Genomic DNA, 25,925 nt, shown 5'->3' on the forward strand with positions numbered 1-25,925 from the left:
CTTTGTCTTTGTTTTAGTTTCAACTAGAAATCGGAGGAATTTTATTTTATGAAACGTCATCAACTCATGCTCAGCATCACGTCTCTTATCGTCGTTTTATCTTTAATCGTCCATGGACTCCACCGCTTCACAACGTTTGGAGAAGGCTACTCCCTTTTACAGGGAAAAGGACCAGCCGCGTCGCTCGCTACGTTAACGGTCGTCGCGCTGATTCCTGTCTTTTTTCTCTTTGCAGTTGTTATCCTGTACCGGCTTAATCCCCAAAGCAAACAGGTCGCCATCCTCTTGACACTGACGCTGACATTCGCAAGCATGTCAATCATCGCCGGTGGAGAGGGTCTCGTCGAATATCACTTCTCGATTTTCATGGTCCTGGCATTGATTGCCTATTTCCGGCGAATCGATTTAATTTTAATCAGCACGGTGTTATTTGCGATTCAGCATCTTGCCGGATTCTTTTTTGCACCGACGCTACTGTGCGGAACGACCGGGTATCCGTTTAGTTTGTTGCTGATTCATGCGGTGTTCTTAGTTTTAACGAGCAGTGCCCTGATCATTCAAGTATTCGTTCAAAATCGTGAACGTCACGCGGCGCACGCACGGGAAACGGAAGCAAACACGTTAATCACGAACGTCAGTCAACAAATCGAAGCACTGGTCGGTCATTTAAAAACGAATACGACACACTTGAAGCAAGCTGCTGCAAACTCGGTTGTCGTCACAGATCAGATTGCTGCTGCCATCGAACCGATCGTCGACTCTGCCGACGGTCAATATCAATCGATGCAACATGGAACGAATCAGTTACAGCAAGTCAATCAAGCAATCGCGACGATTCAAACACAGATGGCGACGACGGCAGACACAGCCGTCCACATGACAGCCACCGCACGTGAAGGAAATGAAGAGATGCAGTCGATGGAACGCCGGGTCGAAGCAATGGTCGAAGCGACGAACCGCTTAAACGATTCCGTCGAGACGATGACAGGACGCTCCGATCAAATCCAGACGATTCTCGCGAGTCTTGAAGCAATTGCCGGACAAACGAACTTACTTGCACTCAATGCAGCGATTGAAGCTGCGCGCGCCGGTGAAGCGGGACGCGGCTTCGCCGTCGTTGCGACCGAAGTCGGGCATCTCGCCGTCCAGTCACGAAGCTATGCCAATGAAGTGACGGAAGTGTTGGAGGCTCTTGTCGAAGACACAAACCAAATCAAGGCAACGGCCCGAGCGTATGCCGAGACGTTGACGGAAAACCGTCAGATGACGAAACGCGTCGGTCAGACCTTCGCTGATATTACAGGAATGATTCAAGATGTCGAACAGCATATTCGCTCGATTCAAACAGCACGCCAAGGTGTCGGTACGCAAATGCTTGAAATCGGTGAACGCATGGATACGACACGTGTCGCCTCGCTCGAGGTACGGCGCGGAATCGAATCTACAGCTGCAGGACTCGAAGAACAGGCTGGTGTCCAACACGAATTTGAAACGATGACCGATTCACTCAATCAAATGACCGATTCGCTCGAACAACTCGTCGATAAATTAACGAATCATGTTAAATCCTAAAAAGCAGGTCCCTTCGTTAACGGGGACCTGCTTTTTAAAATTAAATGAAACCCTTCTAGGAATCTGCGATCCCTACCTCGAATAACTAATTAAGACTGACAGTATTAAAGAAAAATCCCTGATATTATACTGCAGAGTCTTGCGGTGAGAAAATGGACTTCAGATGACGTTGTCAGCTCTCACCTCCCTTTAAATAGCGAGGCGGTAGCTTACTCGCCCTTTCGAGACCCTCTTTTTGAATGGACCTACTACACGTATAGGAGGACATGATAATGAAACCACACCTCTTATTTTTGTCTTGGCGTGATATTAAACATCCGAAAGCAGGCAGTGCTGAAGTTTTCATTCACGAAGTATTGAAACGGGTTGCCGAAGATTATCGCCTTACCCACATCTCACCTGGCTTTGATGGTGGTCACGACGTTGAATTTCTTGATGGTGTCACCTATATCCGACGCGGAACAAACGCAACGGTCCTTCTGTATGCTTTTCACTATTACCAGATACATGCATCGACAATTGATCTCGTTGTCGATCAAGTCAATACCCATCACTTTTTCACTCCGCTTTATGTACCACGAGAAAAACGTGCCCTATTCATTTATCGACTAACACGTGAAATTTGGAAGATCAACGTCAACCAACCGTATGCCTGGTTAGGAGAACGGACGGAAACGCCCCGCCTCCGCCTCTACCGGAACGATTTGGCGGTGACTGTCAGCAAATCGACCACTGACGATTTAATCGATGTCGGATTCGCTCCAAAACGAATTACGATTTTACCGGCAGGAATCAATTTCACCCCATGGCCAGAGATAGACTGGAAAAATAAAGAAGAAAAACCGACTTTTCTTTACATTGGTCGTATGTCCGCCTATAAAGGAATCAACGATGCGATTAAAGCGTTCGTCATATTCAAACAGGAGTTTCCGGAAGCCCGTTTTTGGGTGATTGGTGAAAAAGATGAGACCTACATTGAAGAGCAACTAAATCCTCTTCTTCCGGAAGAAATGCGTCAAGATATTATCTATTTCGGCTTCGTCAGTCATGAAGAGAAACTTGAGCGAATGAGCCGGGCGACCGCTTTATTATTTCCATCAAAGCGCGAAGGCTGGGGGTTGGCAGTCAGTGAAGCTGCTGCTGTCGGGACGCCATCCATCGTCTATCATGCTCCCGGTCTTCAAGATGCTGTACAGTATGGATTAGCTGGATATATGACAATGCTCCAGACTCCAGGCGCATTAGCCATTGAAATGCGATCATGCATTCGGGATACAGAACAGTATGATACGATTCGTTACGCCTCTTACCTTTTCGCAAAAACACGCCACTGGGACTATACCGGATCCCGTTTTCGGGAATGGATACAGAAAACGTTGACTCGATGATTAATGGTTTCTTAAAAGACCATTAGTCTATAAGTAAATTATGTGTTTTCCACTTTTCAACTCAGAACATGTCTCAATTGTCCAAAGAAATAGGAACTATTATTCATTTGCATAAATACAGTTAACCGTTTCATTGAAAGGATGGATTGGCATGTACATTTTATTATTGTCTGGCGGGTCCGGAAAAAGATTATGGCCCCTTTCAAATGACTTAAACTCAAAACAATTTTTACGCATTTTAGAAGACCCGTCCGGGAAAAAACAGTCCATGATTGAACGTGTTTTTCTCCAACTTCAAGAAATCAAGTTAGCTGAACGCACTCTGATTTCAACAACCAAATCACAACTCGATGCTATCGAGCATCAATTAGGTCCAGATGTCGCCGTTATTTGTGAACCTTCGCGTCGTGATACGTTTCCTGCCATCATGCTTGCAACAAGTTACTTGGCTGAAAACATTGATTCGACAGAAACAATTGTCATCATGCCCGTCGATTCTTATGTAGATATGTCCTTTTTCGAGAGGTTTAGTTTACTCGATACGGCTGTCCAATCCCATCCTGACGCGTTGCATTTAATGGGTGTCGAACCACTTCATCCAACCTCAAAGTATGGTTACATTATTCCAGAAACAACCAATCAGATGGCACGGGTAAAGAAGTTTCAAGAAAAGCCGACAATCATCTTAGCTGAACAATTAATTAAAGAAGATGCACTTTGGAGTTGCGGTGTCTTTGCTTGCCAACTCGATTTTCTTATTAAACAATTGTTTGCTCAAAACGTTCCTACCACCTACTGTGATCTACTCCGCTCTTACGACTCTCTTGAAAAAACATCTTTTGACTATGCGGTTGTTGAAAAAACGGAACTGATTTACGTACATCGGTATGAAGGTCCGTGGAAAGATCTCGGAACCTGGAATACGTTAACGGAGGAAATGCCGAGTGTTCTTCATGGAAATGCTCATCTTCTGAAATCAACAAATACACATATTGTAAACGAACTTCAAATTCCAGTTCTCGGAATTGGATTGGATGATTTAATAGTTTCCGTTAGTCCTGACGGTGTCTTGGTTTCTTCTAAAGAAGAAACGACCCATTTAAAAGAATATCTCGTCCACCAAGACCGACCTCCACAATTTGAATGGAAACGCTGGGGCTATGCGACAATTTTGCATCAACAATTACTTGAAGATGGACGATATGCAATTACACGACGCTTGCACATTAAAGCAAATCATCAAATCAGTCATCACTATCATGAACATACCGCCTCAACCTGGAGCATTCTTAAAGGAAGAGCGGAAGCAATCATTGATGGTAAACATCAGACGCTTGAAGCACCATCGGTTGTCCACATCCCCCAAGGCGTCTCACATACATTAAGAACGGTAAATGACTTAATTATGATTGAAATCAAACACTCCGTCGATTGGACAGAAGAAGACAACTATCCATTTCCAACCTCATTTCCCACTCAAGATTAATTCGTTTTTTATACTGTAGTTCTTTTTAAAATAATTCCGTCGCATACATCAAACAGCAGTCCTTCGTCTTATGAACGAAGGACTGCTGTTTACGAATAGAAAAATAAAGGAGTTGATCATTTATAACATTTTAAAGTTTTGAGATGATCGTTAACGGATCAACACGTTGCGTGTAGTCAGACGGAACGTCAGCAAACGAAATTTCACCTGACGGCTGAATGATGAACGTTGCTGGTTTCGGTAGCTGCCAGTCTTCATTCCCGTTATGTCCGGCAACGTCCAGCCCTGATTCTTTGTACACTTCAACTAAATAGTCCGGCATCTCGAAGACGAGATCAAATTGCCCTGCGACGACATTATCGACGTCACTGAGGACAGCGAACTCTAAGTCATTTTTTTCTTGCGTCGAGAGTGAATGATCCGGTGTCTCAGGACTGATTGCGACGAGTGTCGCTCCTTTTTCCTGAATCTTCGCCAGTTCACGTTGGTACGCACGGAGCTCTAAGTTACAGTACGGGCACCATCCGCCACGATAGAACGTGACGATGACGGGACCTTGTTCAAGTAAATCCGCTAAAGCGACGGATGTCCCTGCCGCGTTCGGTAGCGTAAAGCGAGGTGCCTCATCTCCGACAGCTAATCCTTTTGCTCCGTTTGATGCTGCGAGTTCTTCTGTTGCTTGCGTCATCAGCTTCTGCTTTTCAGCCGGTGCTTTTTGACGGAACTGTTCTTGATACGCTTGAATTTCTTCTAATAATGTAGACATGACAATCCCTCCCTGTTGTTTTTCATAGCATAACAGGGTATTTCAAAAAAGACTGAGATTATGCTCACTCCGATTTTTTTCGGAATCGTTTCACAAATCCTATCAGACTTTCCGGTGTCAGTTCGAGTTTGTTCTCGTACGCATATTTTGTTCCGTAACCAAGTGCGAGTGTCGCCGTCGAGGCGATACCCGCTCCGAATACAGCCCCGTACCCGGGCACCATCTTCGCCAGTTGGCGAAAAGCCGTTTTTCCTGAATTGCCGACGATTGTCACGACAAGTAACTCTTTCGCACTTTCTTTCGATAAGTTCCGTTCATATAAGTTCGACAGCTTCAGCATCAAGCCGATTTGAATCGACGTCAACGGAATGATGTCTGCGCCCGGGAACGGGACCGCTCCGATTGCACCAGCCGCCGTCCCGGCCCCGACAATCCAGTTGTTAGCGACTTTCCCCCGTAACGAAGGATCGATTTCGCGGACAAACAGATTATCCTTGTCGAACTTTTTTAGGATATCGAGGACCTCACGCCGCAACCGGTCGATATTCGTCCCATCCTTCGCTGATACAGGGACAAGGGTCGGTCCCGGTAACTTCGTTTCGATGTGCCGGGTGACGGTCTCTAAGTCGTTCGTCGCATCAATCTTCGTCACGACGATGATGATGTTTTTATTATGGGCATAAATCTTATTGAAATTTTTTGTTTCCGTCTCCGATAAGACGGTCCCCGCTGCATTCAAGAAATACAAAATAACATCCGCACTTTCGTAAAACTGCCACGTCGTATCTGAATTCAAGCTGTTCGCGTCATTGAGTCCCGGCGTATCGACGAAGATGACTTTATCTTCCGGGTGCTGCCGAATCTGATCGATGCGTGTCGTTTCACCCGGTTGCGCTCCGACCGTCGCGACGTCACGCCCAAGAATCGCATTTAATGTCGACGATTTACCGGCATTGACGTCGCCAATCAGGGCGACGGTCACTTCTTGATTAAGCGACTGGTTAAAGTCGCGCCGTTCTGCTTCAAACGATTGGTCAAATACTTCCTCAAGCTTTGATTTCCGTTTCTGTTCATTCGTCTCAAGTCCCTCACCAAAAAAGTCGTCCATCGTTACCCCTCCTGAAAATATGTGCTGTCAGTCTTTTCCCGTTCTTCATTGAAATCATCCAAGGAAAACGATAAGCTTGATGATGGATAATGTTTCCAACACACGAAGGAAGGGGCTTCTTCTATGAAAAACTGGATGTACATATCACTTGCCGCCCTTATCTTGACAGGGTGCAGCCAAAACCACGATCAAATCGAATCCGCTACGAAAAAAGTACCTGTCACCCAGGCCACTTCTACCTTCACACTCTCCCCCCTACCCGTTACAGAAGGGGAAGAAAAATTTGCCACACTTGCCAACCAACAGATTGGCGCCGTTCAGCTAAAAGGAACATTAAAGGCGACCCACTGGCTAAAAGGTGTCGAATATCTCCCGGACAAACAAGAACGGGTACTGTTCTCGATGGAACTTGAACCGAAAAAGTACGATACCACGATCCGGTTTTCCCAGTCTTTCTCGGATGATCTGATTCAATTCGGGATTGATGTCGGTGATACGGTACTCTTCGGTGACGATACGTTTACGCATCTTGATGATTACATCGTTCGCGGTGCCGACTTCCGCTCAAAAACGGCTACGGCGACCCCTTATAATCTTTTGATGGTCTATCATCTGTCAAAAAATAAAGAAATGCGCGGGTTTAATTTAAATGAGGTCACGCGTCCCGCTGACGTACCACTCAAAAAAGGAGAGCGGATTTTCGGAATCGTATTATCCAATCAGAAGTAAAGCAGAACCCGTCCCGCACTTCTAGTTCAGACGGGTTTTTCCTTGTCCTTTCATGTCGTTCTGAAACGAATAATACAACAAAGAGTGGCAGACTCAATCGCTGCCACTCTTTGTTGTATAGAAACTGACTTTTGCGTCAGCCCCATTTTTTAAATTTCACTTCTCCGCTCGAGTAACACGGTATCCCGCCAGACACCAGCCAACTGTCCGATTCGTTCCCGACGACCGACTTCCCGGAAACCGAACCGTTGATGGAGTTTGAGGCTGGCGATGTTTTCCGGAAAGATTTGTGAATGCAACGTCCAGATGCCTGCTGCTTCACTCGACGTAATGACCGCCTGCATCAATACCGTCCCGACTCCTTTTCCCCGTGCGTCTTCATCGATATACAAACTGACTTCGGCAACACCGGCATAGGCCGGAATCGACGAAAATGGACTGATGGCGATCCATCCGAGCATTTTCCCGTCTTTTTCCACCACAATCCGGCTGTGTATGTGGTGATGGGCATCCCAGTAGTCAAACGACGGTACTTCCGTTCGGAACGTCGCATTTTGTGTCTCGATTCCTTGCTGGTAAATCCGACCGACTTCCGGATAATCTGCTGCGGTCATCGCTCGTAGATTCATGACAACCTGCTCCTTTTCTAGTCTTTTATCGCTTCGCGTCAAACGATCTTGACATATTTTCGTTATCGAACTCGTTCCGTCGTCCGCAACACATCAAGCAACTGTTCGAGCCGTTCGATGGTGTAGGTCGGTGTCAACTCACTCGGAGCCGTTTCCTGACCCGGGTTAAACCAACACGTATCAATTCCGGCCGAAATGCCGCCTTGGATATCTGCAGTCAAGGAGTCGCCGATGAGCAGTGTTTGCTCCGGACGGAATTCCGGAATCCGGTCGAACACATACGTAAAGAAAGCACGCATCGGTTTTTGATAGCCCGTGTCTTCGGAAACAAAAATCTGATCGAAGTACGGCAACAGTCCTGAACCAGCGAGCCGTGCATGTTGTGTCCGCGAGACACCGTTCGTCACGACGTAGAGTTGGTAATGTCCTTTTAACTGCCCGAGTAATTCGTGTGCTCCGTCAATCAAATCCGTTCCCTGACCGAGATACGTCCGGTAGCGCTCATCCATCTGTTTCCCGTCGACCACCCATCCCTGCTCTGCAAAAAACGTCACGAAACGTTCCGAGATGACTACGTCTCGCGTCACTTCCCCCCGTTCGAGAGCTGCCCATAAGCCTTTGTTAATGGACCGGTACCGGGTTTCACGTTCTTCCGTCCATTCGAGCTGTTCGTCCGCGAATAGTTTTCGTAGCGCCCAGCGTTCCGTTGCGTCAAAATCAAGTAAAGTATGATCGATATCAAAGAGTAATGTTGTATAGTTCATCCGTCATGCTCCTTTTCGTAAGATCCGTTTTTCTGTCAGATTCCCGCCGAGTTGGAACAAAAGCACCCCGCCGCCAATCAAGAGAACGCCGACTGCCTTCGTCCACGTGAAGGCGACCTGTTCGAGACCGAACCACCCGAACGTGTCCCAGAGCAGCGCAAAGAGGATTTGTGAGACCATGACGATCGAGATGGCGTAGCTCGGTCCGAGTTGCTGAACGCCTTGCGTCACAGACAGGACGACACCGACACCGATGATGCCGCTGAACCAAAACCACGGCTGCATACCGGTCAAAGAAAAAAGTGCCGTCCCTTCAACGAGCAGTCCAATCGTCAGCGAAGCGAGGAAACCGAGTCCAAGGACTAACGTCGTCGTTGCCCACGCCCCGACCCGTTCTTTGACTTTTGCGTTAAAGGTGTTTTGCATACAGACGAGCATCCCGCCAAATAAGGCGAGTAAAATCCCCAGTGTCATCGTGCTTGCCTCCTATTCATAAATACTTTCCCCGACACGTTCCATTAAACCCGCGCGGTCGATGATCTCAATCGTCCGTTTCGTCCGGTCAATTAATCCATCCCGGCTGAACTGGAGCAATACCCGGTTCAGGTGCCGGTAGCTCGTCCCGATCAAATCCGCTGCATCGACTAAATCCGTGACCGGCAGGGTTTGTTTTTCCGGTGTCATCGATAAAAGATAACTCGCGAGCCGGACTTCGACCGGATATAAAAGATTAAAGCTCATCGAGTGCGATTTCAGTTCGAACTTCATCGTGATCGTCTCGAGCAAAAAACGTAAGAATGCCGGATTATCCGTTCCGACCTGTTCCAGTGCCGCGTAACTGATCCGAAAGACTTGGACCGGCGTTACAGCCTCGACCGTGTTCATCAAGGGGATACGGCGGACATATTCGATATCGCCGACCAGATCGAACGGATGCTTGAAGGAAAGAACGAGCCGTCGTCCTGCCGCTGACATATGCGTGATCTTCAACTTTCCTTCGACAAGCAAGTACAGCTGTTTCGCGTCATCGCCCTGCTGGCATAAGTATTCACCCGGCTCGACCTCGACACGTTCGAGATGACGGCGTAAGCGCTCGTCAAAGACATGCGTCAATTGAAAACGGTCCAAGTATGTCGCAAGTCGCTCATCCTCCACACGAATCCCTCCTTATAGTTTCAAGATTAAGACACCGCCGACCATCAACAAAATTCCGATGACTTGCGGCAGCTGCAACCGACGTTTCATCATTCCGAACCAACCGTTCCAGTCAATCAACAGGGCCAGACCGAGCTGGGCGATCAAAAAGAGTGAAATCGTCAATGTCACACCCATCAAATGCACGGCTGTGATATTACTGAACAAAACAGCCGCCGCCAGTGCGCCTCCTGATAGATAAAGCGGCTTGACGCGACGCATCTCTTGAAACGTCCGATCGCGTAAGGCGAATGTGATCAATAAGGCGACGATGAAGCCTGTCATTTGGGTCACGGTCGCTGCCTGCCAGGTCCCGATTCCATCACTGATTCGGGCATTGGCGACACTTTGGAGCGTCAGAAAAAAACCGCCGCTGATTGCAAAAAGGATGCCTCGCATCTGTATCGCCTTCCTTTCGTTATCTTCTTTCATCCTATCCTAAAACGACGGTGGATGATTGATAAAGGACATTTGTCCTGAACATAAATTCATTCGTCGAACATACAAAACCGCCATGTCGACCTGACTGGCGGTTTTTTACATCAGATTTTTTTAACGAACTCGGATTTCAGCTTCATTGCACCTAAGCCATCAATCTTGCAATCGATGTCGTGATCTCCATCGACGAGACGAATTCCTTTGACACGGGTTCCTTGTTTGACGACGAGCGATGTGCCTTTGACCTTCAAGTCTTTGATGACCGTAATCGTGTCGCCGTCATGCAATTCGTTTCCGTTCGCGTCACGGATGACCGCCGTCTCTTCCGTCACGTCCGCTTCAGCCTGCGTCCATTCATGCGCACATTCCGGACAGACGAACAGATTTCCATCTTCATATGTATAGCTCGATCCACAGTTCGGACAGTTTGGATATTCAGTCATGTGTGATTCCTCCAAATCGTTCATCGTTTCTTCCCTGTTTAGTATAACGTGTCTGACAAAAACGAAAATAACAAATTAAAAAAATGCTTAGACAACCTCTTATGAAGCGTGAATATGCTAGAACGAGAGGCAATCCGTTCGCGCTGCCCTGTCTCGCCTCGTCTTCAAAGCGTCACGTTTCGTTTCTTCCCCCGTAGGAGTCAACGAAACGCGACGCTTTATCTCCCGATAGAACTTTGTCTACAGCCTAAAAAACCGTTCATCGTCAGACGATGAACGGTTTTGATTATTCATTTTCCAGCTTTTTGATTGCTTCATCTAGTTTTTCTTGATCCTCGTCCGACACTTCAGGAAACTGCGGATCGATATCGCGTAAAACGTCGTTCATGACTTCTGTCACGATGTAACGTCCGAACCAGTCATCATCGGCCGGTAGCACGTACCATGGCGCATTTTCCGTTGATGTGTTTGAAATCAAATCGGCAAAGATGTCTTGATACTCATCCCAATGTTCCCGCTCCTCAACGTCACTGAACGAAAACTCGAAGTTCTTTTTCGGGTCTTTCATCCGTTCGAGCAACCGTTCCTTTTGTTTGTCCTTCGAAACATTGAAGAGAAACTTGACGACACGGACGCCGTTCTCGACCAGATACTGCTCGAAGTCATTGATTTGCCGGTACCGCATCTGCCAAACGTCTTGATCGTTCGGGAGTTCTTCCTCCTCAAGCAGGTTATGAATACGCGGTGCGATGACATCTTCATAATACGAGCGATTTAAAATGCCGACTTCTCCTTTGGCCGGCAACCCGTCATGAATCCGCCATAGAAAATCGTGTTTTTGTTCTTCTTCTGACGGTTTCTTGACCGAGATCGTCTTTAAGCCTTGGGCATTCAGGTTTGAAAAGATATAGCTGATCGCTTCATCTTTCCCACCGGCATCAATCGCCTGCAGGACGACTAAAATACCTTGTTTTTCTTCTGCATGAAGCCGCCAATGTAGCTCTTTCAATTCCTCGACGCTATCTGGAATGTATGTCTTGAGTAATTGTTCTTCAGAAATCCGGTCCGGATCAGACGTTTGGTAATCAGCTAAACTGACGTTCGCATCCGGAGCGACTCGATATTTTTTGATGTCCATTTGAATCCTCCTCTAACTTTCACTCACTCTCAAAAGAATACCCTGAGAAGGACTTCGGAAAACCCGTTCAAATGAACTTATCTTTTAATCAATCGTTCTAATGCATTGTTGATTACGACAGGCGGGCGACCGAGAATTTGTGCAAAGTCCTGACTTTCAACAGCAAGCGTATCGTTTGCAATCCCTTCTTGAATCGAGACAAGCATCGGGATGAGGAAGTCCGGGAGACCCGCTTGTTTCATGATATCAGCATACGTTGCTACATCCACTTGTTGAACAGTGACAGGTCGAGCAAGAACCGCTCCGAGTGCCTCGGCGATTTCTGTTTGTGTCAACAATGGACCCGACAGTTCATAGATAGCTTGTTTTGGAGCATCTGTTGTCAAAACAGTAGCGATTGCTTCTGCATAGTCGTCCTGCAACGCCCAGCCGACTTTTCCGTCACCCGCTGCTGTCAACCAGTCTGCTCCGTTACGTACAGCGTCAATCGTCGCCTGCTCGTTTTCAAGATACCAGTTGTTCCGGAAGAAAATATAAGGGATACCTGTCTGTTCAATCAATCGTTCTGTTACCTGGTGCGTCCGTGCCAAGAAATTTTGACTTGCTTGTGCATTGGCAATACTCGTGTAGGCGATCAGGCCGACGCCTGCAGCCTGCGCTGCCTCGATTGCTGCCGTATGTTGCCGGACCCGTGTAGCTTCTTCCCCGTCCGTTGAAATGATCAACAAACGATCAATCCCTGCAAAGGCCGTTGCTAACGTAGTTGGCGCATCAAAATCTCCATGACGGACTTCGACACCACGTTCTTTGAGATTCGCTGCTTTTTCGACATTTCGGACACTGACGACAAGGTCGTCCGCACTGATCCGCCCTAACAGATGATTGACAATCTTAGTTCCTAATTTTCCAGTTGCTCCTGTAATCAATAGCTTCATGGGTATTCGCTCCTTTTTCTATCAAATGCCTATCCTGTACCTAATCTTATTACAGGTGGTACACTAATCCTAGTAGGCACCTTTTAGATACTTGGTCACCTAAACAGAACCATTGGAGGACACTAAATGAATCTTACCGAACAGCGGACGGCTTGTCCGGTCACTCGTGTGCAAACCATCATTTCTGGTAAATGGAAAATCCTCATCCTGTGGCATCTCAAACAAGGAACACAACGCTTTGGCGCCTTACAACGTCTGCTGCCCGGAATTTCTAAGGGCATCTTAGCACGTCAACTACGCGAACTTGAGCAGGATGGCATGTTGCTTCGAAAAGTCTACCGGGAAGTGCCGATAAAGGTCGAATACTCATTGTCCGACACGGGACTTAGTTTTTTGCCGATTTTAGATGCAATGGCTGCTTGGAGCCTGTCGCACATTTCAGAATCTGATCAATAATAAAGGAGTGCCATGTCGCATACTCCTGCTTTTACTTCATTTCGTCAGAACGTGTTGCTTAAAATGCGCATCGATTGTCGCTGCGACACGTAGACCGGATATGACGGCACTCTCAACCCGTGTCCGTCCCGAGGCATCATCTGCTTCAAGGAAGGCATCCCCGGCAAGCCACAGCGGATGGTGATTCAGTTTTAGAAACGGCGTGTGGAAGACATCGCGTGCCTGAGCGTAACGCCATCGTTTCAACTGACGGGAGATGAGTTCGACGGGACCGAGTTGTGCTTGCAGGAGCCGTTCGATTTCAGTGAGCGTCTCCGCTTCCTCCTTGTCATACCAGGATTCACTCCACTCACCCGTCATGTAGACACTCAGTAAAGGTGTCGCCGAGATTTCTTTTTCTGCGTTGTTGACGAGCTTCAGCATCCCGGGGACAAGTCCTTCGTCCGCCAGACCGACCTCCCCAATTTCGAGCGGTTCTTTCAGTTCAAACAGGCCGACAAATGTCGGTTCGAACGTGACACGGCTTAACGCTGTATGATCGGCTGCGTCAAGCGTCAGCCGGGACGCTTCCAGTAAGTCATAGGCTTGCGGAACCGGTGCTGTCACGAGCATCGCGTCATAGACCCGTGTCCGGCTATCTGCAATCGTCCGCAAAACCGTGTCCGCTTCAATCCGTACGACCTGTTCGTTCAAGTGGACCGGAATCCCGCGTGCAATCGACTGAACGAGTTGATTCATCCCGTTAATCGCGATATACCGTGGAAAATCATCACCGAACCATTTCCGAATCAATCCGCGTTCGAGCCATTCATCGACTTCCTGCGCCAGTTCATCCGTCCGGACGGTGAAAAAGACAGCTCCGTGGTCCGCCTTTCCCTGATCGATTCGTCGTGTCGCCATGCGTCCCCCGACACTTTGGCTTTTTTCGATGATCTCGACCTCGTATCCTTCGACTTGTAATTGACGGGCAGCGAACGTCCCCGCAAGTCCACCGCCGATAATTCCGATTCGTTTTGGTTGTTCCATCTGATACATCCCCCTCCACTTGCTTCATTTCCACAAGTATAGCGGTTCGCTCGTCAAACGACGTCTTTTAACGTTCTTCGAATATGCTCGTCCGTTCGAGTTCAATTAACAAGCGGGCATGGTTGTTGTCAAAAAACTGTTGGTGCTGCGCTAATCCACGCTGGACGCACCAGCCGATTCCCGTCAGTGCTTCAAACAGACGGTAGTACGGCAAATAGACTTCAATCGGTTCCGGTGTCCGAATTTGGCCGTATCCGTTTTGATAAGCACCCAGCAGAGCGCTGCCACCTTGGAAGACATCCCGGTCGAGTTTCGTGAAGTCGATCTCCGTCGCTCCGAAACGTGAAGTTTCAAAGTCGATCAGTCCAGTGAGGTTTCCGCCGTCTGCGAGCAGATTCCCGAGCCTGAAATCGAGATGAACGGCGACCGGACGCGAGGGTTCCGGTAACTCACGTTCACGCCGTTTTAATTCTGTAAAGGCGGCTTGATAAAGGACAGGCGGCAAAACTTGTTGAATCGCCGGCTCGAATGAGGTCATCTTCGCATTTCGGAAGACACGCCAGTCCTGTGAGGTAAACGCGGTGAAGCCGTTTTGTTCAAAATCACCATAGGTCTCATGCGTACAGGTATGTAAAGTCGCGTGAAGCCGTCCGATTTGTGTGGCTAGTGTCGGTGTCACCGTCTCGATTGTCGCACCGACTAATGCCTCCAGTACGAAAGCTCCCGTCGTCTGCGGCGTTGGCGGTGCTTCTGCAAGGATTTTCGGAACGGCGACACGGTCGGCCAAATACGTCAGCCATCCGTGCTCCCGGTACCATTTATCAGCCGTATAGGGTCGCTTTAAAAAAACAGTCCGACCGTCACGCAGAACCAGCCGGTCGACTTCGGAACTGTACGAATCCGTGACGGAAAAAATCTCTGCTACATCGAGATCAAACGATTGAATCCACTCTTCGCGGGTCATAATGCATCCCCCAGTCGTTTTTCAAGGATTTCGGGCAGTCCGTCAATTGCGGCTGTATCGAGCATCTGATAGGTTAAATAAACAGTCTCTTTTATCTTTCGCAGTTCAATCATAACTTCACTCCTTTATGTTCTGTGCTGATCGTGGATCGGTTCAAATAACTTCTCCGATGAGGGGCGGACAAGCGCAAAATGTTCGACATTGTAGTGACCGTGCAAGACTTGATTGTGGTGGGCAATCATCAACTCCGCCGATAAAACATCGGAACCGTTCGTCGTATGTCCGTCGGCGACGAGCGTCACATCAAATCCGTTGACGGTTGCACTGCGGACCGCCGTATCGATGCAGTGTTCCGTCTTACAGCCGAGGATGACGACATGTTCGATTTGTCGTTCATTCAGATACTCAAGCAGTGGTGTCCCGTGAAACGCATTCGTTGCGGCTTTATCGAACGTCACCGCCTGATCTGGAATCTGAATCGAGGCGTGCACCGCAAACCCCGCTCCGTTTCCGTCCGCGACATCAAGATCCCGGATGAAGACAATCGTATGAGCATGATTCCGTGCTTCTTGCACGACTTGATTGATGACCTGACTGACGGCATCTTTCGCATGAACACCTGACTCTTCTGCCGTCCCTTCGACGAGATCCTGTTGAAAATCAATAATGAGTACCGCTTGTCGCATCTGAATGTCCCTCCTTTTGGTTTCTTTACTTCTCTTCTTTCCCTTCCCTACTGGAAAGTCCTGTTTTTCACAAGAGATTTTAAGCTTTGCGAAACTTTTGATTGACTTGATGCGTTGAATAAGATGATGGAAAGGATGTTACATATGGACCTATTGCCACTCTTTTTCGTGATTTTCGTAATTGTCTTAGCTGTTAATCTGTTTCTCGATAAGATAATCATGAACCGGCGCCTTTCTCGGAACGTCTTCATGAAGAATCTCTTCGTCTGCTTTTTGATTTCACTTGTTTTGTTAAGCTTCTTCTATCTTCAGTCCATGATGAACTAACAAATAGACCGTACACTCTCTGTTGAGCGTGTACGGTCTATTGACGATTACTCGATTTCAGTATTTCTACTGCTTTGTTACCTTGCGTAAACGGTAGTATTTTGTAAGTCGAAATCCGACATAGGCTGAATCCCCTAAGAGTGGATAAGATGTCCGCTGATATATATTCCAGTAGCTGATGATGCGACACTCAATCCGTGTCATGTAAACATCATTTGCTTGTAGAAAGGAACACAGATTTTCCTCAGGCCACCTCTCTAAAATCGGTTCGATTCGTTCTAGAATTTCTCTTACATATTCCCCAGTCAATTCAATCAGATAAAGCAACACCCAGTCTGTATCCGCCTGTTCTTCTTGTAATCGTTGAACATATTTCTCGCGGATATAACCATTGTGATGGCGCGTATACAAGCAATAGAGCAGCCACCGTTGTTGTTTCGTCAACGTCTCGATTTTCACCTCTGGTACTTCATCCAAGTACACGCGAGACGGCAAATTCAACTTTTCTTGCCAATACGCGATTTCAATCGTCCCCCACGTCACCGGTCTAAACAATCGGTGTGGGAAGAGACGTCTCACAGCCTCCACGTCTCCTGCACAGGATTGCGGAAAAGCTTGGAGCCAGTTTGTTTTCATCTGCATATGTGTTTCACCACTCATTCCTTCAGTGTTAGGTAATAAAAAAGTCATACTCCAACTGGAAGGAGTATGACTTGAATGTTTTTATTCGACTGTTACTGACTTCGCCAAGTTACGTGGCTTGTCGACGTCGCAATCACGGCCGAGTGCCGCGTAGTACGAGATCAACTGAAGTGGTAAGACTGAAAGTAATGGTGACAAGAGCGGCTCGACTGACGGGATGACGAATGCATCCGTCGGCAATTCGAGACCTTCTGAAGCGATGACACATGCGTTCGCGCCACGTGCGACGACTTCCTTGACGTTGCCTCGGTTGTTGAGGTGAACGTGCGGTTGTGTCACGAGGGCGATGACCGGTGTGTTGTCTTCAATCAAAGCGATTGGACCGTGTTTCAATTCGCCGCCAGCGTACCCTTCTGCCTGGATGTACGAAATTTCTTTGAGCTTGAGTGCCCCTTCCATTCCGACATACGCATCTTGACCACGGCCGATGAAGAAGGCGTTGCGTGATTCAGACAAGTATTCTGCAGCGATCTCTTGGAACCGTTCTTTTTGTGACATGACGGATTCCATTGCGCTTGAAATTTTACCGAGTTCTTTCATGAGATCGAAGTTGACGTCGACGCCTTTTGCTTGAGCCAGGTCAAACGCGAGGACCGCAAGAACAGCAATTTGCGCTGTGTATGCTTTTGTTGAGGCAACTGCGATTTCAGGACCCGCATGCAACAAGAGTGTTGCGTTTGCTTCACGTGAAAGTGTTGATCCCGCGACGTTCGTGACCGTCAATGCTGGGTGACCAAGTTTTTTCGCTTCAACGAGAACGGCACGGCTATCCGCTGTTTCACCTGATTGTGAAAGGAAGAGGAAGAGTGGTTTCTCTGTCAAAAGTGGCATGTTGTAGCCGAATTCAGACGAGATGTGGACCTCTGCCGGAATCCCAGCGATTTGTTCAATCAATTGTTTCCCGATCAATCCGGCATGGTAGCTTGTTCCGCAACCGATGATATAGACGCGGTCACGACCAAGGACTAAATCACGAACCGATTGATCGAGTGTGATTTCGCCAGCTTCGTTTTGGTATTTTTGAACGATGTTCCGGATGACGGCTGGCTGCTCATCCATTTCTTTAAGCATATAGTGCGCGTATGTCCCTTTTTCGATATCAGAAGCATCAATTTCAGCTGTATACGCGTCACGCTCTTGCACGTTTCCGTCTAAATCCTGGATTGTGACACTGTCACGCGTTAAGATGATCATTTCACCGTCATGTAACTCAACGAACTGATCCGTTACTTGAAGCATGGCCATTGCATCAGACGCAACGACGTTGAACGTGCCGTCTCCGAGACCAACGAGAAGTGGTGATTTATTTTTTGCGATATAAAGAACGTCCGGGTTTTCTGCATCGATTAAAGCGAGCGCATACGAACCGTGGAGCACGCGAAGTGTTTGACGGAAGGCTTCCGTGACATCACCTGTTGCGTCAAAGTTCTTTTCAATCATCTGAACGATGACTTCTGTATCCGTGTCGCTGAGTAAATCGACGTTAAGTTCTGCTTTTAACTGCTCATCGTTTTCGATGACACCGTTATGCACGAGTGTAAAGCGTGATGATGCACTTTGGTGTGGGTGGGCGTTCGGAACACTTGGTACACCGTGTGTTGCCCAACGTGTGTGACCGATTCCTACTGTACCGTCTGCTTCTGCAGGGACGACTTCGCGTAGCGCAGCGATGCGACCGACTTCTTTATGAACCTGAACGCCGTCATTGACGAACGCAAGACCTGCCGAGTCATAACCGCGGTACTCGAGTTTTTCGAGACCCTTTAGTAAAATTTCTTTCGTGTTAACTTCTCCGATCATACCTACGATTCCGCACATATTGATTCTCTCCCATATCAAGTATTTCCCTGAAGAGGAAACGGCTCTTGTCGAGAGTTATCAGCACTTGCTTGTTTGTCCGTCTAATCACTTAGACGATTTCAAGTAAGTTTACGGTACTGATAAGGTACCGGGAGGCATCCGCCGAATGATTCGATAAACCTCCACCTCGTCAGCTGCCTATCACATAGTCAGCCCTGGCGCTTCTGTTTCTGTCCGACTCCGTTTCTGTCCGACTTTACAATCATACGAACTTTAATTGGAAAAAGCAAGGAAGGTAACGTATTTGTAACTATTCCCGATATCTTTCTAAACAATACTTCTAATCCCTAGATTTTGTAAAAAAAAGAATTAAGCTTCTGTACCTACTCATCCACCCTCCAACGAACCCGTACCCCTGTCCGACTTCTACAGGAAAAGGAAGCTCCGCTTCCGACAGGAACAAGCGAGACCCGGGCAGCCCCAAGCTGACCGCGGCTTGCGTTCCGCCTGAGAAAAGCGGGCACAGGACAACGGGTTCGTGCTAATTCCCCTCCTTAACATTCCTCCCGTACACAAAAAAAGGAGCAGCACGTAGCTACTCCTTTTCGTCGACTCAATTTTCTTGTAACGCGTAATTTTCACGCACGACGTTCGCGATCCGCTCGACGTACATGTCACACGCTTCTTGCGACTCTGCTTCCGCCATGACACGGACGAGTGGTTCTGTTCCAGATGCCCGAACGAGAATCCGACCGTTTCCAGCCATTTCCGCTTCGACTTCCGCAATGATCGCTTGAACGGCAGGACCGTTCATTGCCCCATTCTTATCCGATACACGAATGTTGACAAGACGTTGCGGGAAGATCGGCATCTCGGCTGCGAGTTCCGATAACTTCTTGCCTGTCGCCTTCATGATTTGGAGTAACTGAACGCCAGACAACATGCCGTCGCCTGTCGTCGAGTAATCCATGAAGATGATGTGACCTGACTGTTCGCCACCGAGTGTGTAGTCGTTTTTACGCATCTCTTCGACGACGTAACGGTCACCGACTGCTGTTTGTAAGGCTGTCATGCCGTGTTCTGCGACTGTTTTATGGAAGCCGAGGTTACTCATGACTGTCGCGACGATCGTGTTATCTTTCAAACGACCGATTTCGTTCAAGTATTTTCCACAGATGAACATGATTTTATCGCCATCGACGATATCCCCATTTTCATCGACTGCAATCAAGCGATCGCCGTCACCGTCAAACGAGAGACCGACGTCGGCATTTTTTTCTTTGACGAATGCCGCGAGGTGCTCAGGGTGTGTCGATCCGACACCATCATTAATGTTCAAACCGTTTGGCGTTGTACCGATTGTCGAGACTTCTGCTTCGAGGTCCCCGAACAAACGTGGTGCAAGGCTTGATGTCGCGCCGTGCGCGCCATCGATTGCGACATGAATCCCAGAAAAATCTTCATCCGATGTTTGACGAAGCATATGGAGGTATTTTTGCGCACCTTCATAATAATCGTGAACGAAACCAAGTTCTTTCCCTGATGGTCGCGGGAGTGTGTCCTCTGTTTCGTCGAGCAATGCTTCGATTTCAAGTTCCGTTGCATCATTGAGTTTAAATCCGTCTGTTCCGAAGAACTTGATGCCGTTGTCTTCGACCGGATTATGTGACGCTGAAATCATGACGCCTGCAGTCGCATCCATCGTTTTCGTCAAGTATGCGACGCCCGGTGTCGAGATGACACCAAGGCGCATAACTTCCGCGCCGATTGATAACAATCCTGCGATCATCGCGTTCTCAAGCATTTGACCCGAGACGCGTGTATCGCGTCCGATTAAGACTTTCGGACGTGTGCTCTCGTGTTTCGTCAACACGTATCCGCCAATCCGTCCAAGACGGTAGGCGAGTTCCGGTGTCAATTCTACGTTTGCGACGCCGCGGACGCCGTCAGTTCCAAAATACTTACCCATGTGCTATTTCCTCATTTCACTGATTGGTTTTAATTGGTCTGTACCGATGTCCGGGGAATCGTCTTTAACGTGACGTCCATGTTATCCGGTCGTAAGACATCGAATGCTTTAGATGTCTGATATGAAATCGGTAAGCCGTGTGTGCCTTCTTTTAATCCTGTTACGTCGATGACAGCCTTGATGTCGGTTGCATCAATCGAAGCTAAGTCCGCTTCGCTGCCACGGACGACGAGATCAATCGTTTCAGCATAGTCAATTGTATACTTCGACTCGTCGAAACCGTTAAGCGTCACAGGAACACCTGTAATCGTCTTCTCTGCTCGCTCCTCGACCGTTTCCGTCGTCGATTTAGCATTTTCTTTCTCGACGACGATACTGACCGTAATCGAAGTCGGATCCATTGCCGTCACATTATCCGGTTCGACGAGTTCGATCGTCTTATCGGTCGTCTTCGTCAAATCTTTCAGTGAGATTGCCTTTGTATCGACTGAACCGATTCGCGTCAATTCTTCCTTCGTTCCGTACAGACGCGCTTCCGTGACGACGGGAACGATCTTGACGACCTTGTAGCCTTTTTTGACGCTACCTGTTGTTTTAACGTTGATCGGGACTGTTTTACTTTCCTTATAGACAGGAACTGTCACTTCAAGCTGTTCCGGATCGTACGTCGCGCTAATCGCGTTCCCATTCGTATCCGTCGCTTTAACGTTGAACGACTCCATGAAAGTCGACGCGCGACCCGTCACGTCGATCGGGACTTGAATCGATGTGATGGCTTGGAGCTTTTCTGCTCCTCCCGTCACAGCAACCGTTTGTTTACTCGGTTGTGCTTCACCGACGACATACCCTTCGGCGATTTTATTTTTGTTGAGTAAAGCGACTTGAACCGGGACTTGTTTCGTGACTTTTTTATCAAGAAAAACTTCGACCGTCTCCTGTTTCGGTGTCACTTCAACATCTTTTCCAAATCCATTCGCTGTCACACGAACACGGTGGTACCCAGGGTCGAGTCCCTCTAAATCTAACGATAGACCAAAGTCTTTGACGAGGCGAAGCATCGTCAAGCTACTCGATGGTCCTTTGACCGTCGTTTCGATTGTAGTTGGAATATTATAGGCGACCCACTGCGATTCATCATAATTCACTGTGACCGGTACGTCAAACGTCGTCGAGCCCTGACCAGCGATCGGCAATAGACTCGCCGCGTCACTTTTCCCGCTCGAACTCGAGCCTGCGACCATCAAATAGAGCATCACAGCAAGTAGTACCGCAACGATTCGTAAAAACCATCGTTCATTGAACCACTTTTCGAACATTATTTTTTCGCCCCCATCCAGTTAAAGAAGGACGTATTCGCCGGTTCGACTTTGACGAGCGTCTCAAGCAACTTCGTCCGAAGCGAATCTTCGTCGAGTTCCCGGTAAAGACGACCATTGATTGCGAGAGATACGCCTCCCGTCTCTTCCGATACGACAAGCGTGACACTATCCGTAACTTCACTGACACCAATCGCGGCCCGGTGACGCGTCCCGAGATCCTTAGAGATGTGGGCACTTTCTGAGAGCGGTAAATAACAAGCCGCTGCCGCAAGTTTGCCTTGCTGAACGATGACCGCACCATCATGCAACGGCGTGTTCGGGATAAAGAGGTTAATCAAAAGCTGACTCGTAATTTGTGAGCCGAGCGGAATCCCCGTCTCGACATATTCACTAAGACCGGTTTCCCGTTCAAACGTGACGAGCGCACCAATCCGGCGTTTCGACATGTATTGTGCTGACGAAACGAGTGCGTCGACGATTCGCGTTTGTTCATCTTCATCACTGATGGCACTCCGTGAAAAGAATTTACTCGTTCGTCCCAGGTGCTCCAGTCCTCGACGGAGCTCTGGCTGGAAGATGATGATAATTCCGAGTAATCCATAGGTGATGATTTGATTCAATAGAAATTGTAAGGTCTTCAGTCCGAAGAAGCCGCTTAAGAACCAGCTGATCAAAATGACAGAAATCCCTTTAATCAATTGAACCGCTTTTGTGCCTTTGACGATAATCATCAGGCGGTAAATGACGAATGTCACGACCGCGATATCAAGCACATCATTAATATAATCGTACCAGTGTACGTTTTCGCCCAGTTTCAACATTTGAAATTGAAGTGGTTGCCAGTTGAAGTAATTCACCAACCGTGCCCCCTATCTCATCTAATTTAAACAGCTTTCATTATAGCACAAAGGGGCGAGTTAGACTCGCCCCAACTGATTAATCAAAGATTCGTTTGATTCCGTACCAGACGCGTTCGAACAACTGATCGATTTCTTTAATTTCTCCAGTTACGTTTCCGGCACTGGCTGTGTAAGCCGTCCCGTCAACGGTCATGACGTCTCCATTGACTTTGCCTTCAATCCGGACATTGCCGCCTTCAACGTATAAATCTTGATTGACCGTCACTCCTTTTGGAACAACAACTTCGCCATTTTCAGCGACGATACCGGGAGCGTTCGTATACGACAAGTCTTTATCTTCTTGCGTCATGTACCCCCCGAGGCTACCGACCGAAAGTAACGCAAAGATCGAGGCAGCTGCAAGGAGTGGATACTGTTTCATCTTCCCTCCAAACCGAGAAGGTTTACGAAGCGGTGTCACATTCGACGTGTCCACCTGTTCAGGCAGTTGTGCCAGCACGCGGGATGTAAAGTCTGCCGAGAGCTTCGGCTTCGGAAGCGTGCGTAACTGTGCATCGAGGAGTCGATACTCTTCGAAGTCGTCCATCGCATTCGCCTCCCGTAACTCCGCTTCGAGTTGTTTAAAGTCTTCTGGAGGTTGGTTTTGGTCTAAATAATCTTGGATGCGTTCGTTTACGTGTTCTCGTGTCATGGTGAGATCCTCCTTCTCACCGCGTTCCGAAGTGCTTCTTCAGCGCTTCTCGGCCACGGTGAATTCTAGTTTTGACTGTGGCGACTGGTAAATCGATCAGTTCACTGATTTCCTTTAATGAAAGGTCTTCAATATATTTCAAGACGAGTGGAATTCGATACTTTTCAGGTAAAGCGGCAATCGCGTCACCGACAGCATTTCGTTCTTCTGAATCAACGACTTGATCTTCTGGCAATTGCTCCTTACTTTCAAGCTGAGAATACAGCGTCAAGCCTTCAGTACCTGACATCTCGGCATCAAGGGAATAATCTGGACGTTTCTTCCGTAAGCGGTCAATTGAAACATTCGTCACAATCCGGTAGAGCCACGTACGGAATTTCCATTGCGCATTATACGATTCAATCTTTGTAAATACGCGAATAAAGGCTTCTTGCGTGGCATCCTCTGCTTCCATCCGATCACGTAATACACGGAAGGCAACTAAAAATGCCCCTTCTTTATATAGATCAACAAGTGCCGCAAATGCATCACGGTCTCCTTGCTTCACTCGCTCAATCAAGCGTAGTGTTGTTTCTTCCACTTCAAATACCCCCCGCTCTATGCGGTCAATCTCTTATACGGAGTCGACCGATAAATGTTTCATCTCAATTTAAATTGTAACAAAAAAAACTTGAACCCCGATGAAAAGAGTTCAAGTTCTATCCATTATTTTACTAAATGTTGGTTTTGCATTGCTTGAAGTAGGTTTCCGATCAAGGCATTTGCAAGAATCGCTGTTCCGTTCCCTTCTTCTAACAACGGATTCACTTCGACGAACTCCGCTGCAATAAAGTTTTCTTGTTCCGCACAAGAGTTCAAGACGGTCTGAGCATCCTCTAACATGACACCGTCCGCAACCCGCGTCCCGGTCCCTTCGACTAAACTCGGGTCAAGACCATCCATGTCGAAACTTAAGTAAAATGCGTCTGTCGTTTCGTTTAGGTAAGCAATCGCTTCCTTCATGATGGCTTCCATTCCCCGTGTCCGAATCGCTTCCATGTCATAAACGCGAATCCCAAGCCGATCAATCAATTCCTGTTCTCCCGGATCGACGTCACGCAAGCCGATAAAGACAAGATGCTCCGGTTGTAACTTGACGTCTGTCCCACCGATTTCCGTTAAACGCCGATGCCCTTCCCCAAGGGCAACAGCGAGTGGCATTCCGTGAATATTACCTGTAGGTGACGTTTCCGGTGTATTTAAATCACCATGCGCATCGAACCAAATTGCACCGAGCCGCGGAATCGATCGACGAAGTCCTGCGATCGTTCCGATTGCCATGCTGTGGTCGCCCCCGACGAGTAACGGAAAACGTCGTTCGGACAGCGCATCATGTACAATTAGCTGTAAATCATTCGTCGTATGGACGACTCCTTCGAGACGCTTTAACTTCGCATCTTCCTCACGTACCGCGTCTTCTGGTAAGACAGCCGCTTCCCCATAGCGGACCGCTTCTTGTCCATGTGTTGCTAACGTTTGAAATAGGCCTGCTTGTTCGACTGCTGCCGGACCATGCTCTGTTCCTGGCTTTCCTTGACCGTAACGATATGGCACGCTGATATATGCAATGTTCATCCCCGCATCCCCTTTGCTTAATTAAGTTACCTTAATTGTAAGCGGTAACATACGGCTGGTTCAACTCGACAAGATGACGCATCTTTATACAGTAGACGACAACAAAAAAGCACTGTGAAGGGAATCACAGTGCTTTCGCGTACGTACTCTGGTTAACAGGCATTTCAAGTATAAAAAAACTTAAGACGAACGAAACTCGCTTAAGATCTTTAAGCAAAATTTGGTGGAGCCTAGCGGGATCGAACCGCTGACCTCCTGCGTGCAAGGCAGGCGCTCTCCCAGCTGAGCTAAGGCCCCAAAAAAATAAACAAAAAGCGGAAGACGGGATTCGAACCCGCGACCCCGACCTTGGCAAGGTCGTATTCTACCACTGAACTACTTCCGCAAGAAAATGAGCCATGCAGGATTCGAACCTGCGACCCTCTGATTAAAAGTCAGATGCTCTACCAACTGAGCTAATGGCTCGACATGGTGGGGGGGGGCGGATTCGAACCGCCGAACCCGAGGGAGCGGATTTACAGTCCGCCGCGTTTAGCCACTTCGCTACCCCCCCAGTTTGTCTAGGAAAATTTAATTAAAAAAACAGTGCCGGCAACAGGAGTCGAACCCGCGACCTACTGATTACAAGTCAGTTGCTCTACCAGCTGAGCTACACCGGCACAATAAAATGGTGACCCGTACGGGAATCGAACCCGTGATACCGCCGTGAAAGGGCGGTGTCTTAACCGCTTGACCAACGGGCCATTGGCTCCGCAAGTAGGATTTGAACCTACGACCTACCGGTTAACAGCCGGTTGCTCTACCACTGAGCTATTGCGGAATAAAAAAACAAAATTGCCTGGCAACGTCCTATCCTCACAGGGGGAAGCCCCCAACTACTTTCGGCGTTCAAGTGCTTAACTTCCGTGTTCGGCATGGGAA

General features: G+C 48.0%; 26 protein-coding genes, 7 tRNA genes and 1 rRNA gene. 5 read left to right on the forward strand and 29 right to left on the reverse strand.

Annotated elements, in window-relative coordinates; genetic code table 11:
• The first annotated feature begins 48 nt into the window (after positions 1 to 48).
• From KNP98_RS11470 to KNP98_RS11480, 3 genes are all read left to right on the forward strand, one after another.
• The gene (locus tag KNP98_RS11470) at positions 49 to 1,572 is read left to right on the forward strand and encodes a methyl-accepting chemotaxis protein (protein ID WP_214767637.1); all 1,524 of its coding nucleotides are present in this window, start codon (positions 49 to 51) and stop codon (positions 1,570 to 1,572) included.
• A gap of 272 nt (positions 1,573 to 1,844) precedes the next feature.
• On the forward strand, positions 1,845 to 2,960 hold the full coding sequence (locus KNP98_RS11475) for a glycosyltransferase family 4 protein (RefSeq protein ID WP_214811466.1): 1,116 nt from the start codon (positions 1,845 to 1,847) through the stop codon (positions 2,958 to 2,960).
• 151 nt (positions 2,961 to 3,111) lie between these two features.
• On the forward strand, positions 3,112 to 4,446 hold the full coding sequence (locus tag KNP98_RS11480) for a sugar phosphate nucleotidyltransferase (protein WP_214802745.1): 1,335 nt from the start codon (positions 3,112 to 3,114) through the stop codon (positions 4,444 to 4,446).
• 130 nt (positions 4,447 to 4,576) lie between these two features.
• Here the strand turns inward: KNP98_RS11480 and KNP98_RS11485 are convergent, their stop codons facing one another.
• Both KNP98_RS11485 and KNP98_RS11490 read right to left on the reverse strand, forming a co-directional pair.
• Positions 4,577 to 5,212 (reverse strand): peroxiredoxin-like family protein, encoded by a 636-nt coding sequence (locus tag KNP98_RS11485; protein WP_088836037.1) that lies wholly within the window; start codon positions 5,210 to 5,212, stop codon positions 4,577 to 4,579.
• Positions 5,213 to 5,276: 64 nt separating this feature from the next.
• Positions 5,277 to 6,320, reverse strand: coding sequence for a YcjF family protein (locus tag KNP98_RS11490; protein ID WP_088836036.1), 1,044 nt, complete (start codon positions 6,318 to 6,320; stop codon positions 5,277 to 5,279).
• A gap of 123 nt (positions 6,321 to 6,443) precedes the next feature.
• Here KNP98_RS11490 and KNP98_RS11495 point away from each other — a divergent pair, with 123 nt between their 5' ends.
• Positions 6,444 to 7,049, forward strand: coding sequence for a hypothetical protein (locus KNP98_RS11495; protein ID WP_214811469.1), 606 nt, complete (start codon positions 6,444 to 6,446; stop codon positions 7,047 to 7,049).
• A gap of 149 nt (positions 7,050 to 7,198) precedes the next feature.
• On the opposite strand, the gene KNP98_RS11500 is transcribed toward KNP98_RS11495, so the two are convergent.
• The 8 genes from KNP98_RS11500 to KNP98_RS11535 form a co-directional block, all read right to left on the reverse strand.
• Positions 7,199 to 7,678 carry a GNAT family N-acetyltransferase gene (locus KNP98_RS11500; RefSeq protein WP_088836034.1) on the reverse strand — a complete coding sequence of 160 codons (480 nt, stop codon included), beginning with the start codon at positions 7,676 to 7,678 and terminating at the stop codon, positions 7,199 to 7,201.
• Between the two features lie 62 nt (positions 7,679 to 7,740).
• Positions 7,741 to 8,442 carry a YjjG family noncanonical pyrimidine nucleotidase gene (locus tag KNP98_RS11505; RefSeq protein ID WP_214767611.1) on the reverse strand — a complete coding sequence of 234 codons (702 nt, stop codon included), beginning with the start codon at positions 8,440 to 8,442 and terminating at the stop codon, positions 7,741 to 7,743.
• Between the two features lie 3 nt (positions 8,443 to 8,445).
• Positions 8,446 to 8,916 (reverse strand): DMT family transporter, encoded by a 471-nt coding sequence (locus tag KNP98_RS11510; protein WP_214811472.1) that lies wholly within the window; start codon positions 8,914 to 8,916, stop codon positions 8,446 to 8,448.
• Positions 8,917 to 8,928: 12 nt separating this feature from the next.
• Entirely contained in the window at positions 8,929 to 9,597 is a 669-nt protein-coding gene (locus tag KNP98_RS11515; RefSeq protein WP_214811475.1) for a Crp/Fnr family transcriptional regulator, read from the reverse strand.
• Positions 9,598 to 9,609: 12 nt separating this feature from the next.
• Complete coding sequence (locus KNP98_RS11520) at positions 9,610 to 10,035, reverse strand: DMT family transporter (protein ID WP_088836030.1); 426 nt, start codon at positions 10,033 to 10,035, stop codon at positions 9,610 to 9,612.
• Between the two features lie 143 nt (positions 10,036 to 10,178).
• Positions 10,179 to 10,517 carry a zinc ribbon domain-containing protein YjdM gene (locus tag KNP98_RS11525; protein WP_088836029.1) on the reverse strand — a complete coding sequence of 113 codons (339 nt, stop codon included), beginning with the start codon at positions 10,515 to 10,517 and terminating at the stop codon, positions 10,179 to 10,181.
• 286 nt (positions 10,518 to 10,803) lie between these two features.
• Positions 10,804 to 11,655 carry a PPK2 family polyphosphate kinase gene (locus KNP98_RS11530; RefSeq protein ID WP_214811478.1) on the reverse strand — a complete coding sequence of 284 codons (852 nt, stop codon included), beginning with the start codon at positions 11,653 to 11,655 and terminating at the stop codon, positions 10,804 to 10,806.
• Positions 11,656 to 11,732: 77 nt separating this feature from the next.
• Positions 11,733 to 12,590, reverse strand: a complete 858-nt coding sequence (locus tag KNP98_RS11535; protein WP_214802723.1) for an SDR family oxidoreductase — start codon at positions 12,588 to 12,590, stop codon at positions 11,733 to 11,735.
• Between the two features lie 126 nt (positions 12,591 to 12,716).
• On the opposite strand from KNP98_RS11535, the gene KNP98_RS11540 reads away from it, so the two are divergent.
• Entirely contained in the window at positions 12,717 to 13,046 is a 330-nt protein-coding gene (locus KNP98_RS11540) for a winged helix-turn-helix transcriptional regulator (RefSeq protein WP_214767597.1), read from the forward strand.
• A 36-nt stretch (positions 13,047 to 13,082) separates the two neighbouring features.
• On the opposite strand, the gene KNP98_RS11545 is transcribed toward KNP98_RS11540, so the two are convergent.
• The 19 genes from KNP98_RS11545 to rrf form a co-directional block, all read right to left on the reverse strand.
• Positions 13,083 to 14,072, reverse strand: a complete 990-nt coding sequence (locus KNP98_RS11545) for an NAD(P)/FAD-dependent oxidoreductase (protein ID WP_088836025.1) — start codon at positions 14,070 to 14,072, stop codon at positions 13,083 to 13,085.
• 67 nt (positions 14,073 to 14,139) lie between these two features.
• Positions 14,140 to 15,036 carry a phosphotransferase family protein gene (locus tag KNP98_RS11550; protein ID WP_214805633.1) on the reverse strand — a complete coding sequence of 299 codons (897 nt, stop codon included), beginning with the start codon at positions 15,034 to 15,036 and terminating at the stop codon, positions 14,140 to 14,142.
• A gap of 125 nt (positions 15,037 to 15,161) precedes the next feature.
• Positions 15,162 to 15,722, reverse strand: coding sequence for an isochorismatase family protein (locus KNP98_RS11555; protein ID WP_214811481.1), 561 nt, complete (start codon positions 15,720 to 15,722; stop codon positions 15,162 to 15,164).
• A gap of 393 nt (positions 15,723 to 16,115) precedes the next feature.
• Positions 16,116 to 16,628 (reverse strand): hypothetical protein, encoded by a 513-nt coding sequence (locus tag KNP98_RS11560; protein WP_353048424.1) that lies wholly within the window; start codon positions 16,626 to 16,628, stop codon positions 16,116 to 16,118.
• Between the two features lie 144 nt (positions 16,629 to 16,772).
• Positions 16,773 to 18,569 carry a glutamine--fructose-6-phosphate transaminase (isomerizing) gene (gene glmS / locus KNP98_RS11565; RefSeq protein ID WP_088836021.1) on the reverse strand — a complete coding sequence of 599 codons (1,797 nt, stop codon included), beginning with the start codon at positions 18,567 to 18,569 and terminating at the stop codon, positions 16,773 to 16,775.
• 595 nt (positions 18,570 to 19,164) lie between these two features.
• A complete protein-coding gene (gene glmM, locus KNP98_RS11570) occupies positions 19,165 to 20,520 on the reverse strand; it encodes a phosphoglucosamine mutase (RefSeq protein ID WP_214767579.1) in 1,356 nt (451 codons plus the stop codon).
• A gap of 29 nt (positions 20,521 to 20,549) precedes the next feature.
• Positions 20,550 to 21,836 (reverse strand): CdaR family protein, encoded by a 1,287-nt coding sequence (locus tag KNP98_RS11575; RefSeq protein WP_088836019.1) that lies wholly within the window; start codon positions 21,834 to 21,836, stop codon positions 20,550 to 20,552.
• Positions 21,836 to 22,660, reverse strand: coding sequence for a diadenylate cyclase CdaA (cdaA, locus tag KNP98_RS11580; RefSeq protein WP_204251426.1), 825 nt, complete (start codon positions 22,658 to 22,660; stop codon positions 21,836 to 21,838). The genes KNP98_RS11575 and cdaA overlap by 1 nt, the downstream gene beginning before the upstream one ends.
• A gap of 115 nt (positions 22,661 to 22,775) precedes the next feature.
• A complete protein-coding gene (locus KNP98_RS11585; RefSeq protein ID WP_088836017.1) occupies positions 22,776 to 23,390 on the reverse strand; it encodes a polymer-forming cytoskeletal protein in 615 nt (204 codons plus the stop codon).
• A gap of 16 nt (positions 23,391 to 23,406) precedes the next feature.
• Positions 23,407 to 23,970 (reverse strand): RNA polymerase sigma factor SigW, encoded by a 564-nt coding sequence (gene sigW, locus KNP98_RS11590; RefSeq protein ID WP_214767576.1) that lies wholly within the window; start codon positions 23,968 to 23,970, stop codon positions 23,407 to 23,409.
• Positions 23,971 to 24,095: 125 nt separating this feature from the next.
• Complete coding sequence (rocF, locus tag KNP98_RS11595; protein WP_214805630.1) at positions 24,096 to 25,004, reverse strand: arginase; 909 nt, start codon at positions 25,002 to 25,004, stop codon at positions 24,096 to 24,098.
• A gap of 221 nt (positions 25,005 to 25,225) precedes the next feature.
• Positions 25,226 to 25,301 (reverse strand) — tRNA-Ala (locus KNP98_RS11600).
• Positions 25,302 to 25,317: 16 nt separating this feature from the next.
• Positions 25,318 to 25,389 (reverse strand) — tRNA-Gly (locus tag KNP98_RS11605).
• A gap of 7 nt (positions 25,390 to 25,396) precedes the next feature.
• Positions 25,397 to 25,469, reverse strand: a tRNA-Lys gene (locus tag KNP98_RS11610).
• Positions 25,470 to 25,473: 4 nt separating this feature from the next.
• Positions 25,474 to 25,557: transfer RNA gene (locus KNP98_RS11615), tRNA-Tyr, on the reverse strand.
• Positions 25,558 to 25,590: 33 nt separating this feature from the next.
• Positions 25,591 to 25,663: transfer RNA gene (locus KNP98_RS11620), tRNA-Thr, on the reverse strand.
• Positions 25,664 to 25,672: 9 nt separating this feature from the next.
• Positions 25,673 to 25,747: transfer RNA gene (locus KNP98_RS11625), tRNA-Glu, on the reverse strand.
• A 2-nt stretch (positions 25,748 to 25,749) separates the two neighbouring features.
• Positions 25,750 to 25,824 (reverse strand) — tRNA-Asn (locus tag KNP98_RS11630).
• Between the two features lie 16 nt (positions 25,825 to 25,840).
• Positions 25,841 to 25,925: ribosomal RNA gene (gene rrf, locus KNP98_RS16335) — 5S ribosomal RNA — on the reverse strand; the annotation flags it as partial.

The sequence above is a fragment of the Exiguobacterium sp. s127 genome (genome assembly GCF_018618695.1).
In the GTDB taxonomy this organism is placed as follows: Bacteria; Bacillota; Bacilli; order Exiguobacteriales; family Exiguobacteriaceae; genus Exiguobacterium_A; species Exiguobacterium_A oxidotolerans.